The sequence below is a fragment of the Massilia cavernae genome, assembly GCF_003590855.1.
GTDB classification, from domain to species: domain Bacteria; phylum Pseudomonadota; class Gammaproteobacteria; order Burkholderiales; family Burkholderiaceae_D; genus Telluria_A; species Telluria_A cavernae.
The window spans coordinates 1-13,714 of the sequence record NZ_QYUP01000061.1 but is presented as its reverse complement, the minus strand read 5'-3'; the positions used below and the strand labels follow the sequence as shown (position 1 = coordinate 13,714).

At 58.1% G+C, this 13,714-nt stretch carries 14 protein-coding genes, 1 tRNA gene and 2 pseudogenes; 9 read left to right on the top strand and 8 right to left on the bottom strand.

Features of this window, described 5'->3' with window-relative positions; translation table 11 throughout:
* Positions 1-12 precede the first annotated feature (12 nt).
* Both D3872_RS05615 and D3872_RS05610 read left to right on the top strand, forming a co-directional pair.
* Complete coding sequence (locus D3872_RS05615; RefSeq protein WP_119809860.1) at positions 13-900, top strand: PhzF family phenazine biosynthesis protein; 888 nt, start codon at positions 13-15, stop codon at positions 898-900.
* 73 nt (positions 901-973) lie between these two features.
* Complete coding sequence (locus tag D3872_RS05610; protein ID WP_119809859.1) at positions 974-1,699, top strand: aspartate/glutamate racemase family protein; 726 nt, start codon at positions 974-976, stop codon at positions 1,697-1,699.
* A gap of 13 nt (positions 1,700-1,712) precedes the next feature.
* Here the strand turns inward: D3872_RS05610 and D3872_RS05605 are convergent, their stop codons facing one another.
* Positions 1,713-2,012 carry a hypothetical protein gene (locus D3872_RS05605; protein WP_119809858.1) on the bottom strand — a complete coding sequence of 100 codons (300 nt, stop codon included), beginning with the start codon at positions 2,010-2,012 and terminating at the stop codon, positions 1,713-1,715.
* Between the two features lie 315 nt (positions 2,013-2,327).
* Here D3872_RS05605 and D3872_RS26335 point away from each other — a divergent pair, with 315 nt between their 5' ends.
* The 6 genes and pseudogenes from D3872_RS26335 to D3872_RS05580 all read left to right on the top strand — a co-directional run.
* The gene (locus tag D3872_RS26335) at positions 2,328-2,579 is read left to right on the top strand and encodes a hypothetical protein (RefSeq protein WP_229459179.1); all 252 of its coding nucleotides are present in this window, start codon (positions 2,328-2,330) and stop codon (positions 2,577-2,579) included.
* Positions 2,543-3,193: a hypothetical protein gene (locus D3872_RS05600; protein ID WP_229459178.1), complete on the top strand. Its 651-nt coding sequence runs from the start codon at positions 2,543-2,545 to the stop codon at positions 3,191-3,193. The genes D3872_RS26335 and D3872_RS05600 overlap by 37 nt, the downstream gene beginning before the upstream one ends.
* A gap of 123 nt (positions 3,194-3,316) precedes the next feature.
* On the top strand, positions 3,317-3,607 hold the full coding sequence (locus D3872_RS05595) for a transposase (RefSeq protein WP_119809857.1): 291 nt from the start codon (positions 3,317-3,319) through the stop codon (positions 3,605-3,607).
* 156 nt (positions 3,608-3,763) lie between these two features.
* Positions 3,764-4,048 (top strand): annotated as a pseudogene (locus D3872_RS05590) (IS3 family transposase); the annotation flags it as partial.
* Positions 4,049-4,666: 618 nt separating this feature from the next.
* On the top strand, positions 4,667-6,199 hold the full coding sequence (gene ltrA / locus D3872_RS05585; protein ID WP_229459176.1) for a group II intron reverse transcriptase/maturase: 1,533 nt from the start codon (positions 4,667-4,669) through the stop codon (positions 6,197-6,199).
* Between the two features lie 68 nt (positions 6,200-6,267).
* Positions 6,268-6,771: pseudogene (locus tag D3872_RS05580) on the top strand (IS3 family transposase); the annotation flags it as partial.
* A gap of 450 nt (positions 6,772-7,221) precedes the next feature.
* Here D3872_RS05580 and D3872_RS05575 read toward each other — a convergent pair.
* Positions 7,222-7,971 carry an MBL fold metallo-hydrolase gene (locus D3872_RS05575; protein ID WP_119809853.1) on the bottom strand — a complete coding sequence of 250 codons (750 nt, stop codon included), beginning with the start codon at positions 7,969-7,971 and terminating at the stop codon, positions 7,222-7,224.
* Between the two features lie 193 nt (positions 7,972-8,164).
* Between D3872_RS05575 and D3872_RS05570 the strand changes: the two genes are divergently transcribed.
* A tRNA-Ser gene (locus tag D3872_RS05570) sits at positions 8,165-8,255 on the top strand.
* Positions 8,256-8,306: 51 nt separating this feature from the next.
* Here D3872_RS05570 and D3872_RS05565 read toward each other — a convergent pair.
* The 6 genes from D3872_RS05565 to D3872_RS05540 form a co-directional block, all read right to left on the bottom strand.
* The gene (locus D3872_RS05565) at positions 8,307-8,909 is read right to left on the bottom strand and encodes a hypothetical protein (RefSeq protein ID WP_119809852.1); all 603 of its coding nucleotides are present in this window, start codon (positions 8,907-8,909) and stop codon (positions 8,307-8,309) included.
* 200 nt (positions 8,910-9,109) lie between these two features.
* A complete protein-coding gene (istB, locus tag D3872_RS05560; protein ID WP_119809851.1) occupies positions 9,110-9,862 on the bottom strand; it encodes an IS21-like element helper ATPase IstB in 753 nt (250 codons plus the stop codon).
* 81 nt (positions 9,863-9,943) lie between these two features.
* On the bottom strand, positions 9,944-11,473 hold the full coding sequence (gene istA / locus D3872_RS05555; RefSeq protein ID WP_119809850.1) for an IS21 family transposase: 1,530 nt from the start codon (positions 11,471-11,473) through the stop codon (positions 9,944-9,946).
* Between the two features lie 373 nt (positions 11,474-11,846).
* The gene (locus D3872_RS05550) at positions 11,847-12,677 is read right to left on the bottom strand and encodes a tyrosine-type recombinase/integrase (protein WP_229459175.1); all 831 of its coding nucleotides are present in this window, start codon (positions 12,675-12,677) and stop codon (positions 11,847-11,849) included.
* Between the two features lie 205 nt (positions 12,678-12,882).
* A complete protein-coding gene (locus tag D3872_RS05545) occupies positions 12,883-13,107 on the bottom strand; it encodes a DUF4224 domain-containing protein (protein ID WP_229459182.1) in 225 nt (74 codons plus the stop codon).
* Positions 13,108-13,127: 20 nt separating this feature from the next.
* Positions 13,128-13,714 (bottom strand): replication initiation factor domain-containing protein (locus tag D3872_RS05540; protein WP_182915701.1); only part of this gene is annotated, 587 nt, incomplete at its 5' end.

Sequence of the window (13,714 nt, the reverse complement as noted above, 5' to 3'; positions counted from 1 at the left end):
TGAGGAGATTCCATGCCACTCGATTTTGTCCAAGTCGATGCCTTCACCCGCCAGCCGCTCTATGGCAACCCCGCTGCCGTCGTGTTCGATGCCGACGACATATCTCCGCAGACAATGCAGAAAATCGCGCGCGAGATGAATCTGTCGGAGACGGTCTTCATCCTCAAGCCAAGCACGCCGGATGCCGACTATCGCGTCCGCATCTTCACGCCAATGAATGAGCTGCCGTTCGCCGGCCATCCAACGGTTGCGGCAGCCCACTCCGTGCTGGCGCGTTACCCGGACAAGGCCAACGCCACCTTGCTGCGCCAGGAATGCGGCATCGGCATCGTGCCGGTCGAAGTCATCCGGTCCGCATCGGGCACCCTGTTGCGCATGACGCAGGGCGCCCCGGCCTACCGCGATACTGGGCTTACGCGCGAAACCGTGGCGCAGATGCTCGGCTGCGCCGAGTCCGACCTGGCCGACAGCCCGTTCGAGGTCGTGTCGACCGGCGCGCCCTGGCTCGTCGTCGAACTGTCCCGGTTCGAGGCCATCTCGAGGCTCGTTCCCGACCAGGGTTTGATCGCGCGCGAATGCAAGGCACTGCGTGCGGCTGGTTTGACGGTGTTCGTGGAGCGCGGCGACGCTGGTCCCGTGCGCATCCGTGTGCGGACCTTCGCGCCCGGCGAGGGCGTCGCCGAAGACCCGGTGTGCGGTTCCGGCAATGGCTCGGTCGCGGCTTTCATCGCGCGCCACAAGCATGCCGGGGAAGCGACAGGTAGCTATGTTGCCGAACAAGGTATCGAGATTGGCCGTGACGGCGAGGTCCACGCTTCATGGGAGCGCGAAGGCGAAGTCCTGCGCGTGCGCATCGGCGGCGAGGCAGCGGTGGCCGCCAGCGGCCAGCTGTACCTGTAAGTTTCGTCCGAGTCGGCATGGTTCCATCATTTTTGCGAGCCTTCAAAGGGCATTTGAGAAAAGGAAACACTTTATGGCACTGAAAAAAATCGGCCTGATCGGCGGCATGAGCTTCGAAGGCACGGCCGTCTACTACCGCAAGGTCAATGAGGCCGTGAACCGGCACTTGGGCGAGCTGAATTCGGCAGAGATCCTGCTGGATTCCGTAAACTTCCAGGACATCGTGGCCTTGCAAAAGTCAAACCGCTGGGCCGAAGCAGGTGCGCGACTGGCCCAGGCGGCACGTAACCTGAAGGCTGGCGGGGCTGAGTGCGTAATGATATGCGCGGTCACGATGCACCTGGTGGCAGATGCGGTTGAGGCCGCGACGGATCTACCCTTCATCCACATCGTCGATGAAGCTGCGAAGCGTCTCAAGGCGGCAGGCTGCAGCAAGCCTTTGCTGATCGCCACGCGCTACACCATGGAGAACGGCTTCTATTCTGCACGCATGAAGCCGCATGGCATCCACGTCATGGTTCCCGACGCCGATGACCGCACTCGGGTGCACAACATCATCTTTGACGAACTTAGCGTCGGCAAGGTGCTGGATTCGTCCCGCGATGTGCTGGTGTCCTTGATCGAAAAAGCCAGGGCCCAGGGTGCCGACTCCGTGATTTTCGGGTGCACTGAAATCTGCATGATCCTGGAAACGGACAAGTTGCCCTTGCCTGGGTTTGACTCCACGGCCATTCATGTGGAAGCGGCTGTGGAATTCTCCCTCGGTAAGCGGGTCGAATCCACACGTCAGCCAGGCTGAGACGAAATACCATCTACCCCCACGCGCCGACTGCGATCGGCATGGAATGTGCGGCTGCCATGCGGAATTTGCGGCGGCGGTCGCCCATCAGGTCCCGCAGGTCGGCCGCGCTCATGCCGGTCACTTCGCACAAACGGATGAACAGGTGGCCACTCAACGGCAAGCGGTTGTTGCGCACGTTGGTGATGATCGGCGTTTCGACCTGCAGCAGCTTGGCAACGCCGCGGTCGTTCTTCAGTTGGAGTTTCTGGATAACAGTGTCGATCAGCTTGTTCGGGTCGTACTTCTTGTTTGGCGTTGCGATTTCGGTCATTTATTTGCATCCGTAAGCGAATTAGTGCGGGCGTTAATTCAAGCCCGCAATTTTCTCACCAGCACTACTTGGCGCGCGTAGGAGAACGCCTTGTGCGCGAGTCGGACAGATGCGCCGTAGAGCTAACCCGACAGCACCACCCTTCGCACCGCCGACGTGCATACGCCATCGCTCGAACCTTATGTTCGTGTGCGCACATACCCCTCTCATCTGTACCGGCAAGCTGCCCTTTCACGCTCACACAAACGTGCGCCAGTGCCGCCGGCATGCTGGCAAATGAAGCGCCCGCCAAACAAAACCAATAAGGAGAGAAACATGGAAATACAAGTAAGCGAGGGTACGAGCTCCGCGTATGCGACGTCGTCGGCAGCCGCCGATGCATCCGGCGTATCCTGGCCCGCGATCTTCGCCGGCGCCGCGGCCGCTGCCGCGCTATCGTTCATCCTGCTGATCCTCGGCGTCGGCCTCGGCCTGTCATCAGTGTCGCCATACTCGTACACCGACAAGCCGCTTGGCGGCGCGGCGATCGCATGGATCGCCTTCATGTCGCTGGCCGCCTGCGCGTGAAATGGTCGAACATCCACACTGACGAAGTCCATTTCCGCGACACCGCGCACGGCATGCTGGCATGGGCTGTCGCGACGCTGGTGACCGTCGGCATCCTGGCCGGCGGCGCCAACGCGGTCCTGGGCGGCGCCATCGACACCGCTGCCTCGGCAACGCCGGCAATGGCCGTGGCGGGTGCTTCCGCTGGCGACAATGCGGACGGTGCAAACGACCCGACCGATTACTTCGCCGACATGCTGCTGCGTTCGCCGACTGGCGAAGCCGCCACCGATGCGCAGCGCGCCGAGATCAAGAAAATCATCATGGCTTCGGTAGTCAACGGCAGCATGACTGGCGACGACCGCAACTACCTGGCCCAGGTCATTGCCAAGCGCACCGGAATGCCCCAAGCGGACGCAGAGCGCCGCGCCGACGAGATCTACGCACGCGCCGCCAGGACTGCCGCCGACGCCAAGGCGAAAGCAATGCGAATGGCCGACGAGGCGCGCAAGGCCGGCGCCAAGGCGTCGCTGTGGATGTTCGTCGCCCTCCTGCTGGGTGCGTTCACCGCCAGCCTCGCAGCGACCTTCGGCGGCCGTAACCGCGACGACGAGCGCGTCATCGCCCGTGCGTAATATCTGACTATTCTGGAGACACCACCTTGACATCCTCCCCTTCGTGAACGGAAGCGGATTGCTGTGGTCTAATTTGCCCGGACACCTCGATAGGTGGACAATCCACCATCCGAGGAGATTTGCATGACAAGGCAACGCCGTAGTTTCGATCCCAGCTTCAAGCTTGAGGTCGTCAAAATGATCAAAGAACAGGGACTGAGTGTTCAGCATGTGTGCCAGAGCATGAGCATTGGTCCCACCGCCGTTCGTCGCTGGGTGGAGCAGTACGAATCCGAGCAGGCTGGCCAGTCAGGCATTGGCAAACCGTTGACGCCTGAGCAGCAACGAATCCGGCAACTGGAGCAGGAGAACCGCCAACTGCGAGGAGACGTAGAAATTTTAAAAAAAGCGTCGGCCTTCTTTGCCGCGAGCTGAAATGAGTTTTCGACTTATCGACGAGCTGCAAACGAAGGCCATCCCTGTCTCGCAAAGCTGCCGTGTACTGGGCGTTAGCCGTTCCGGTTCTATGAAGCTAAGCGCCGTGCTGCTGCGCCGGCGGTTTGCAAAGCGAGTGTCCATTTACGCGCAGCTTTCGTGGCAAGTCACCAGAGCTATGGCAGTCGCCGTATGGTGGCAGAGCTGTCAAATCGGGGCATTACGGCCGGTCGCTTCAAGGTTCGACGTTTGATGCGCCAGGCAGGCTTAAAACCCGTCTGGAAGCGCAAATTCATTCATACGACCGACAGCAAGCATGATCTGCCGATCGCCGCCAACGTACTGGCCCGCCAGTTCAATCCGGCCGCGCCAAATAAGGCCTACGTCTCCGACATCACCTACGGTACGCCCAGCCAGCGTAGCCCGCCTGCATTGGGGTGACGCTGCTTGAGCATGTTTGGAATGCAGTACCCGGCAAGTTTTTTTTTCGGGAATGCCCTTTCTCTGCTACGAGAGAAAGTGAGCCGAAGCGGCGGTGACTTGCTGACACTGGCAAGGTGACGTAGTCCGTGGGAAACGGGATTTGCGGCGAAACGGTTACGCCAAGATGAATCTCTAGGCTGAGCATGGGACGGTTGAGGAACACGAACCTATTAATCCGTACCTGAGGGTTGAAATGTCACCCCTGCCTACACCGTTTAACAGGCAGGGCGTGGATCGATTTCAGTTATACGTATGACCTGGAATCGCGAGTGCCGATCAGACATGTATGCTGATCGGCATGGGGTCATGGAGAGCGCGTAGCTAGACCATGACATCCGCGCCGACTTGCGGAAAGCAAGGATAAAGGCTGCGATAGGCAACCTCGCCCATGCGTTAAGTCCAGCATGTGAACTGGGGAAGGTTTGCGCAGATGCCAAGGGAGTGTGCCCCCGATGATGTGCAAGCTGGCGGAGCCCTCGTAGTAGTCCGAGGCCGGGAAATCCGGTCACATGGCGAAGGGGGGCAGTTTAAGTGGTTTGCTTGGTCGATTAACTGACCACAATGAGGTGAAGACCTTTGATAATCAGTGAAATGCAAAGCAAGCTGGCGACATGGTCAACGGAGAACAAAGAACGCAAGTTCGATCGCCTCCTGAGGCTGGTCGCCGACAGCGCCTGGCTTAGTGAGGCGGCTCGTATCACGCTGGCTTCCAGCGGAGCCAAGACGCCGGGCGTCGACGGTGTTGACAAGGTTCGGATGGAGGAGCATCTCCACGCTGAACTCGCGACGATCCGTTCCGAGCTGTTGGCGGGGGCGTACCACCCGCTGCCAGCACGACGTGTACTGATTCCGAAAGCGAACGGCAAAATGAGGCCGTTAGGCATTCCTTGTCTTCGTGATCGAATTGTGCAGAGGGCCATTCTGATGGTGATGGAACCGATATGGGAGAGTGACTTCCATCCGGCGTCATATGGATTCAGACCGGCCCGCAGTGTGCACCACGCGATACGTACCGTGAAACTTCAACTGCAAGATAGTGGTACGGAAAATACCGCAGGCCGTTGGGTGATCGAAGGTGATCTCGCCAGCTACTTCGATACCGTACATCACCGCTTGCTTATGAAGGGGATTCGTAAGCGTATTGCTGATCAGCGCTTGCTGGCACTGCTCTGGAAATTCATCAAGGCAGGATGCGTTGATCACGGTCTATTTCGAGCAGCAAGCGAAGGCGTTCCACAAGGCGGGGTAATTTCACCATTGCTTTCCAACATCATGTTGCATGAATTCGATGCTTGGATGGAGAAGAATTATCTTAGCAAGAAAGTGCGCCAAGACCGGGGGGCGTGGAACTTCAGCATTCTCAATCGGCGGCCCATTGCCGTGCGGGAGAATCGGCAGTGGATACCTGCAATATCGTACTGCCGTTACGCTGATGACTTTGTGGTAGCCGTCAAAGGGACCAAGGCGCATGCGGAAGCCGTACGCGAAGCGTGTCGTGGGTTTCTGGAAGGCCAACTCAAACTAACGCTGAACATGGAGAAAACCCATGTTACGCATGTCAACGATGGCTTCGTATTCCTCGGCCATCGCATCATCCGTAAGCGAGGTCCACGCGGTCGCATGCGGCCTGTCAGCACAATACCGTGGGAGAAGTACCGACGCTTTGCCGAGAAACTGGTCAAGCAACTGTCAGGCGATTATGGTGCAAACCGGATGGATGTCGTGGAAAGCCTGAATCGGCAACTTGCGGGATGGGCGAACTTCTATCAGTACACCGACTTTACAGCCACCATGTTTAGCAAGCTGGATCGCACTGTCTTCTGGAAATTTGGGTATTGGCTTGCGCGTAAGTATCGACGGGGCTTCCCGTCACTAATGCGCGACCATGTCTGTGAACCAGAACCGGGGCAAGCAAAGACATGGGTAGTAGAAGGTCGTAACAGTCGTGGCTGGTATGGAGCGATAGCGCTTCGGCGCCTCATCACAAGCCGTAAGGGGCAATTCAGATGGCGGACCTCGTCGGAAAATCCGTACATCGTGCGCGACGTAGCGCGACGAACGATTGAGTCGCGATACGCCGATGTTGCCTTTGCTATGAGCAGCACTTAAATGGAGAGCCGGATGCACTGAAAGGTGCAAGTCCGGTTCGGAGAGGAGAGGCAGGGAAATAGTTCGACTACGCCCTGCCTCTTACTCTACTCCGGACCGGCGCCGGCTGGCTATACCTGGCGGTGGTGATCGACCTGTTCTCGCGCAAGGTGGTCGGTTGGGCCATGGCACCGAACATGCCAGCCAAGCTGGTTTGCGATGCTCTGCACATGGCGGTTCAACAGCGGCGGCCGGGCGAAGGATTGATCGTTCATTCAGACCGCGGCAGCCAGTACGCCAGTGCTCAGTACCAGGCGAAATTGGCCAGCCACGGCTTCATCTGCAGCATGAGCCGCAAAGGGAACTGCTGGGACAACGCCGTCGCCGAACGCTTCTTCCTGAACCTCAAAATGGAACGCGTGTGGCAGCGAGAATACGCCAACCACGCTGAGGCCAAGATCGATATCGCCGCCTACATCGTCGGCTTCTACAACAGCGAACGTCTGCACTCAGTTCTGGGCAATCTGCCGCCCTCCGTCTACGAACGGAACATGGCAGCAAAAAAACCTATCGTTGTGTCCGAATTTACTTGACCACCACAGATTCCCACTGCTGGCGTCTGATGCCCCAGACGGAAGCCGGACTGAAACGAGCCCAGCTTCTTATTCAATCCGCAGGATATCTTTCGACCTCGCCGATGGCGACTGCGGCTTGGAAAAAGCGGTACTGATGAATCATGCCCCAGCGCGTAATCGCTTACTGCGGCACTTGTAAATTTTGACCGTGAAACAACAACAAAGTTCAACACATTTTCTCAGTTGAACGGCTGCGGGCGCTACGCGCCCGACTCCTTTCACTCCCTGCCCTGAAAGACAGGGTTTCTTGGAGCAATTCTAATGAAATCGATCCTCTTGTTTCTGCTCGGCGTACCTATTCCCATCATCATTCTCATCGCCCTGATCACCTGATCTGAGAACGTGTCAAAGAAACCCGGCGACGCATTTGGTCGGGCATTCGTTCATGTTGCTGCGGCACGGCGGCCCTCAGCCCTGCGGGCTCGCCGACATATGCCTGCAATATCCTTCGAGGCTTTCCGGCAGGTCGGGCGGGCAGGCGCCGCACAGGCGGTTGCCCGGAACGGCGTAGTCGATGAATTTCGGATACGCAAGCTTCAGGTTCGCCATGATTTCCTTGAACTCTTCCAGCGACTTCGCTGTGCCCAAGCGAGGGTTGCGAGCCTTTTCCTGCGCGATCGACGACACGTGGCGGCCGGTGTAATCGTGGGCAGGATATACGAGCACATCGTCATCCAGCGCGAACAGCTTGTCGCGCACGCTCCGGAACAGGGTTGCGGCGTCGCCGTTCTGGAAATCGGTGCGGCCGCAGCCGTCAATCAGCAAGGCGTCGCCGGTGAACACACGGTCGCCAGCGAAGTAGGCGAAGTGACCGTCCGTATGTCCTGGCGTGTGCAAGGGCTTGAGGGTGATGCTGCCCATCTGCAGTGTTGCGTTTTCCTTGAGCGGGACATCAGTGCAAGGCAGCCGGTCGAAGGCTGGCGTGACGATCTTGCATCCGACCGCCCGCTTCAGTTCAAGCGCGCCGGTGATGTGATCCGCATGGATATGGGTATCGACCGAGTAAGCCAGCGTGAGGCCGAGCTGGCGCACCTTGGCAAGGTCGCGCTCGACCATCGAGATGACAGGGTCGATAAGCAGGGCCTGGCCGGTGGTCTCGCACCCGAGCAAATAGGTGTAGGTGTCCGACAGCGACTCGTGAAGTTGCTTGAAGATCATAATTATCTCCTCTCCTGGTGCCATCTGCTTCATTATGCGCCGCCGCTGCGTGTTTTTCCCGGCTGGCGCTTACCAGGCGAAGTTGGGATCGAAGCGACATCCGGCTCAATCGCGGACTTGGGAGCGGCGCAAATTTTTTCATACTTATCAGAATCTTTGCTATAATCTGCGGCTTCGCGAAAGCGAAGATGCAGGAGAGATGGATGAGTGGTTGAAGTCGCACGCCTGGAAAGCGTGTATAGGTTCATAGCCTATCCGGGGTTCGAATCCCCGTCTCTCCGCCAAGGTTTCATAAGGCCTCCTTCGATGGGGGCCTTTTCATTTGCGCTATAGATTTAACCTGCGCTATTAGAAGCGGTGTTTCCGCTCATATCCAAGAAGTTCCCAACTGCCAGGTCTCGCCACGGATCGATGAAGTTGCCGTTGTGCCAAAAGAACAACGGTGCAAAGAAGCATCGTTCATCCAACAAGGGAAGTACCGCCCTCGGCGTGGTTGGCATGGCTGGCCCACAGTAGCGAAAGAGGTGAATTTCTGTCAACCACTCTACGAACCGTTCTCGGTACTCGTCCGGGTCTGACGGAACTGCATCTTTCTCCTCTCCTTCTGCTTCATCGTCACCGCGTCGAAACCAGGTGAAGATATCGCTTTCGCAAAAATGAAGCACGCGCCAATCGTCGACGAATGAGTCGTCAGGAACCCAGTGGTCCATTGCGTCCTTGATGTCGTATGCAACGAGCAGCCCTGACTGATACGATGTTTCGCTCGCGCGGTTGAGCTTGGCTTCACAAGCAACCTGATGCCAGTTTTCGAAACCTTTTGATTTTGCGACCTGCTCAAGCGCCTCATGATGCATGAGGTTGGTTGAACGTTTCAAGGCACGCGCTTCTTGTTTCCACTTGCCGAAGATTGCTGAGGAAAATAGATACTGAGTCTGCATGAGATACTCCTTCCATGCGGTATGTCCAGCGCCCACTACCGAATCCCGCTGCATATTCCGCCGAAACTGGACACCTGTTCCGCCGCAAACTGGACAGTCGTTCCGCCGCAAACTGGACACTCATTCCAGCGCAAACTGGACACTTGGTCCAGGCCAAACTGGACACTTGAGGCGATGCGGCGCGGGGTCGAGCTTGGGTTTTACTCCTGTTGGTGGGTACTTGTCAAACCTGCACGCTTTTTCCGCATTGATTCTCCTTTCAAATTGAGATGATGGGCGTTGTGGACCAGGCGGTCGAGGATCGCGTCAGCCAAGGTCGCGTCACCGATGGCGGCGTGCCAGTGCTCGATGGGAATTTGACTGGTGACGATCGTGGAACGGACCCCGTGCCTGTCGTCGAGTACTTCCAGCAGGTCGCGCCGGTGCACGTCGTCGAGCACGGCAAGGCCCCAATCGTCAATTATCAAGGTGTCGATTTTGGCCAGTTGCTTGAGCAACTTGCTGTAGCGGCCGTCTGCACGGCCGATGCTCAGCTCATCGAGCAGGCGCGGCAGGCGCACGTAATAGGCGCTGTACCCCTGGCGGCAAGCCTGGTGCGCGAGTGCACAGGCTAGCCAGGTCTTGCCCACGCCGGTGGGGCCGGTCAACAGCACGTTCTGATGGGCAGTCAGCCAGTTACCGTTCAGAAGGCGCTGGAACAAGGGCTTATCAAGGCCGCGCGCATGGCGGTAGTCGATGTCTTCGGCAGCAGCATTCGGTTTGAGCTTGGCGCGTTGCAGGCGCAGCGCCAAGGCCTTGCCATCGCGTTCCGTGGCTTCATGGTCGATCAGCAGGCCGAGCCGTTCATCGAAGCCGAGATGATCCAGATCCAGCCCGCTCTGCTCGGCGAAGGCACGCGCCATTCCGAACAGCTTGAGGCGGGTGAGTTTGTCATAGGTTGGGTGATTCAACATGGTTGTTCCTTGGTGGTGGCTGGGCGCTGGCAGCGCTCAGTCGAATCTGAAATAAACGGTTTATACTGTTTAGTTAATAAATCAATGGAGATGATTCGATTGGTAGTAAGCCGCGCCACGCAGGTTCTCGTGCTCGGGCAGATCGAGCGTGCGTTGCGCAGTGAGCGGCTCGAGATCGAGGCCATTCTTGAGGATCGACTGCACGCTGGACCAGCTCACCGCGTTGTGTTTAAGCGCGCGTGCACAGGCCGCCTCCAGCCGCGCGATGCCATACTTCTGCCCGAGTGAGAGCACCCCCAGGCAACTGCGGAAGGCCTGCTGGGGATGGCGCCGCTGATGCAGCAGGCGCTCAACCAGCACCGAGCAGCGTGGGCCGATGGCGGCTGCGCGACTGGTCAGGGTTTCGGCATTCCAGCCAGCGACCTCGCGGTGCGCCGCCGGCATGTGTGCGTCAATTGTGGTGTGACGCCCTTTGAAAGCGCAGTACGCATGGCTGGCGATGCGCAGCCCGCGCAGAAAGACTTCGACGGTGTTCGTGGTGGCGCGCACGTCCACCTGGACACGGGCGTGCTGACACGGCACCGAGTAGTAGTGGCCGTCGAGCTCGACGTGGTAGTCGACGCCAACACGTGCCACCTTCCACTCGGCATATTCGTAGCCCTGTTGCGGGAGCGGGCGCAGTGCGGGCTGGTCCATCTCGGCGAAGGCACTGGCGCGGCAACCCGGCAACTTCTTGAAGGGACGCTGGTTCAGGTCGGTGAGCAGCACTTTCAGTTCACGATTGAGTTCATTCAAGCTGAAGAAGCGCTGGTGACGCAGTCGGGCAAGCACCCAGCGCGTCACCACCAGCACGCCGTTCTCGACCTTGGACTTGTCCTTGGGCTTGCGGGCCCGCGCCGGCAGGACGGCGACGCCGTAGTGGTCTGCCAGGTCGTGGTAGGTGGGGTTGATGTCCGGCTCGTAGCGCGACGCCTTCGATACACCGCTGCGCAAATTGTCGGGCACCCACAGTTCGCTGCAGCCTCCGTAAAAGTCGAGTGCACGCACGTGGCTGCCAATCCAATCGGGCAGCTGCTGGCTCCAGGTGGCCTCCAGGAAGGTGTAATTCGATGCGCCCAGCACGGCGACGAAGATCTGCGCTTCCCGTATCTCGCCCGTGCTGCCATCGATGACGCCAACGGTCTGGCCGGCGTAGTCGATGAACAGCCGTTCACCCGGCGTGTGGGTCTGACGCATCGACAGCGTCAGGCGCTGGCGCCAGCGGCGATAGTGGTCGCAGAAGGCGCTGTACTGGAAGCCTTCGGTCTGCTCGGCCTTGTATTCCTGCCACAGCAGCTCCAGCGTGACGCCCTTGCGGCGCAGCTCCCGATGGACCTTGGGCCAGTCCGGTTCGGCGCGCTGCACCGACGACGGTTCGCTGGGCGGGAACAGCGCCCGCTCGAGGGCTGTGTCGTCAAGTGCTCCTGGTAGCGGATAGGTCAAGCCGGCCAGCTTCGCGCGGGCCAGGTAGTCTGACACCGTGGTTGGCGATACTTTGATGATGCGGGCGATTTCCCGCTTGGAACGCCCGTGCTCGAAATGGAGCCGCAGGACTTCATGGATTTTGCGCATGGATAACCTTTTATTGGTCAAGCAACCCTCCGGAAAAAATCCGGCAGGTTGCCACAGTTATCCCCTTGCTACACGCCTCTTCAGGCCGCTTCAAACTGTCAAGTTTGGAGCGGAATCACTGTCCAGTTTGCGCTGGACTGGGTGTCCAGTTTGGCGCGGAATGCGTGTCCAGTTTGCCGTGGAACGAGTGTCCAGTTTGGCGTGGAATGGGTGTCCAGTTTGCCGCGGAATACGCAATCCCGCAGTAAAGAGGACTCTCAAGAGATATTTGGAATGATCGTCCCGTCCGGGTGCGCAAGGTGGGCTGCCAGGCCTCGATCCGGCCATTTGATAATGTTACCGATTCGCGCCGCATTGGGCAAGCACGAGATCGTCAACGTAGAGGCTTCACTACTTCGGGCTTCCTTCGATATACACGGTCGGTTAATCGACTATCGACGTGAGACAGTAACGCCCTTGCGTGTTCAAGCGTCGCAGCATCGCTTGCGCACTTGGCACGTAGGTCGTGTTCGGTGAAGTGAGCTTCGACTTTGGTTTCGGAGAGAACACGCTTCATGAAGCCACGCCACATCGAGTCCCATCCACCGGCACGGCCCGTCGATTTGTCGAAATAGCATTCGCCCTTTCGCGTGCAAAAGAGGTATGGCGAGATCTGAACCGGTCTGACGGTTTTCGCCGCATCGACGGTGGCGCGTAGCTCCTCCGACCATTCGATCACTAATCGTTTTCCAGTCGAATTCTTGGTCTTGTTCGGCGTGAAGTGAATCCCATCGTCTTTGATGTCGGACATCGTCAACCGAAGGAGATCGCCGCGACGCATTCCAGTAAGTAGTTTGACCCGGATGTAGGCCTGGACTGCTTTCACGCTTCCCGCGATGCGACGAGACGAGAGCGAAAGGCACTCCACTACTTCCCAATCTTCGACGTATCGAGTACGCGCCTTCTCGCCTGACAGCCGCACCTGTCCTTTGAACGGATGGAGGTCAATGTATCCCCACTCAACCGCTTTCGTAAACGCGTGAGACAGTACTTCGACCTCGCGCTTTGCAGATGTTTTCGCCGTGCGCTTTTCGATGTACTGGTAGATGTGCCTCGGCTTGAGATCAAGTAGCCCCATATCGGCAAAGACGGCGCGTAGTGGCCTGACCGCGATGCGGTTGTGCGTTTGCGTGGACACTTCTTTGGTCGGAACAACCTCCAACATGTATCTGTCGAGTAGTGCGCCGATAGTCTTTGCAGTCTCCAAGGCACCGATGCGATCAGCCCATACCTTGTAAGCTTCGGGTAACGAACTGCCAAGTCGGAACGTACGCTTTCCATCCCAGGATGCCTCACTCCCGATTGGGACTTGATAGTAATAGGCTCCGTGATCGAATCTCCATCGCATCGGCAATCCGCGGTTCTCAGGCTTACGTGCTCGTGGCATTTAACGCTCCCCAATTTGGTTCTACGGGCTTTGGTGCTCTAGTTCCGGCGGCCGCACCGAAAATCTGATGGACATGCGAACGAAGTACTGCAACGCTTCCGTCCGGCCTCTTGCGATGTTCAATTCCCATCGCGCGCAGCACACGCAACTGCGCTGAGGACTGCACTCGATTGGTCAGCCCGTGTAACTCGTCGCGACTCAGGAACATGGAAAACATGGTGGACATGCTCATTCGCCACCTGCATTTCCGTGACAAGTCACGATAAATTCACTTGCCTTGTCAATGAAGGGATGCTGCAAGCGTTTAGGCGTTCCGCTGCGATGAAGCTTCTTGAGTACGGCTTCCGCGTCGCCCTCTACTTCCAGCATGACGTTTAGCAGCGGGCCGTAGGCAGTGGCGGCATATCCAATCAAATGTTCATAACTGATTTGCGCTTGACGTTTGATCGTCTGGATTCTGGTCATCTCGTTCTGAACCCACGCAAGGGCTCTGGGGTAGCATCCAACAACGTAGCGGCCTGGCTCCAACACAACCTCCCACGGGATCACCCGGTCGACATTGTGAAGCTCCACTTCCCATCTAACCCAGGGATGCCAGAGTCCGCCAAGCTGCATCCCTTTTTCGTAGACCCTAAGCATCTTTCCGTTCTTACGCTTACCAACGTAAAACGTTCGCCCGTGACCGTCAGGTTCGATCCAATTACCGTTCTGATTGCACGACGGAGCATTGCCGCCAGCGGTGAAAATACCCGTTCGATAGCAGTGGACGGCATGGTCTACCGTGTGAATTCCTTCGTAATCATCGACTGCTCCAT

What these genes read in the sequence shown, in the direction of transcription:
- D3872_RS05550 (WP_229459175.1), bottom strand. Translation starts at nt 12,677, where the DNA reads ATGTTGGAGGTTGTTCCGACCAAAGAAGTGTCCACGCAAACGCACAAC.
- D3872_RS05595 (WP_119809857.1), top strand. Translation starts at nt 3,317, where the DNA reads ATGACAAGGCAACGCCGTAGTTTCGATCCCAGCTTCAAGCTTGAGGTC.
- D3872_RS05545 (WP_229459182.1), bottom strand. Translation starts at nt 13,107, where the DNA reads ATGTTCCTGAGTCGCGACGAGTTACACGGGCTGACCAATCGAGTGCAG.
- istB (WP_119809851.1), bottom strand. Translation starts at nt 9,862, where the DNA reads ATGTTGAATCACCCAACCTATGACAAACTCACCCGCCTCAAGCTGTTC.
- D3872_RS26335 (WP_229459179.1), top strand. Translation starts at nt 2,328, where the DNA reads ATGGAAATACAAGTAAGCGAGGGTACGAGCTCCGCGTATGCGACGTCG.
- D3872_RS05605 (WP_119809858.1), bottom strand. Translation starts at nt 2,012, where the DNA reads ATGACCGAAATCGCAACGCCAAACAAGAAGTACGACCCGAACAAGCTG.
- istA (WP_119809850.1), bottom strand. Translation starts at nt 11,473, where the DNA reads ATGCGCAAAATCCATGAAGTCCTGCGGCTCCATTTCGAGCACGGGCGT.
- D3872_RS05600 (WP_229459178.1), top strand. Translation starts at nt 2,543, where the DNA reads ATGGATCGCCTTCATGTCGCTGGCCGCCTGCGCGTGAAATGGTCGAAC.
- D3872_RS05575 (WP_119809853.1), bottom strand. Translation starts at nt 7,971, where the DNA reads ATGATCTTCAAGCAACTTCACGAGTCGCTGTCGGACACCTACACCTAT.
- D3872_RS05615 (WP_119809860.1), top strand. Translation starts at nt 13, where the DNA reads ATGCCACTCGATTTTGTCCAAGTCGATGCCTTCACCCGCCAGCCGCTC.
- D3872_RS05565 (WP_119809852.1), bottom strand. Translation starts at nt 8,909, where the DNA reads ATGCAGACTCAGTATCTATTTTCCTCAGCAATCTTCGGCAAGTGGAAA.
- D3872_RS05610 (WP_119809859.1), top strand. Translation starts at nt 974, where the DNA reads ATGGCACTGAAAAAAATCGGCCTGATCGGCGGCATGAGCTTCGAAGGC.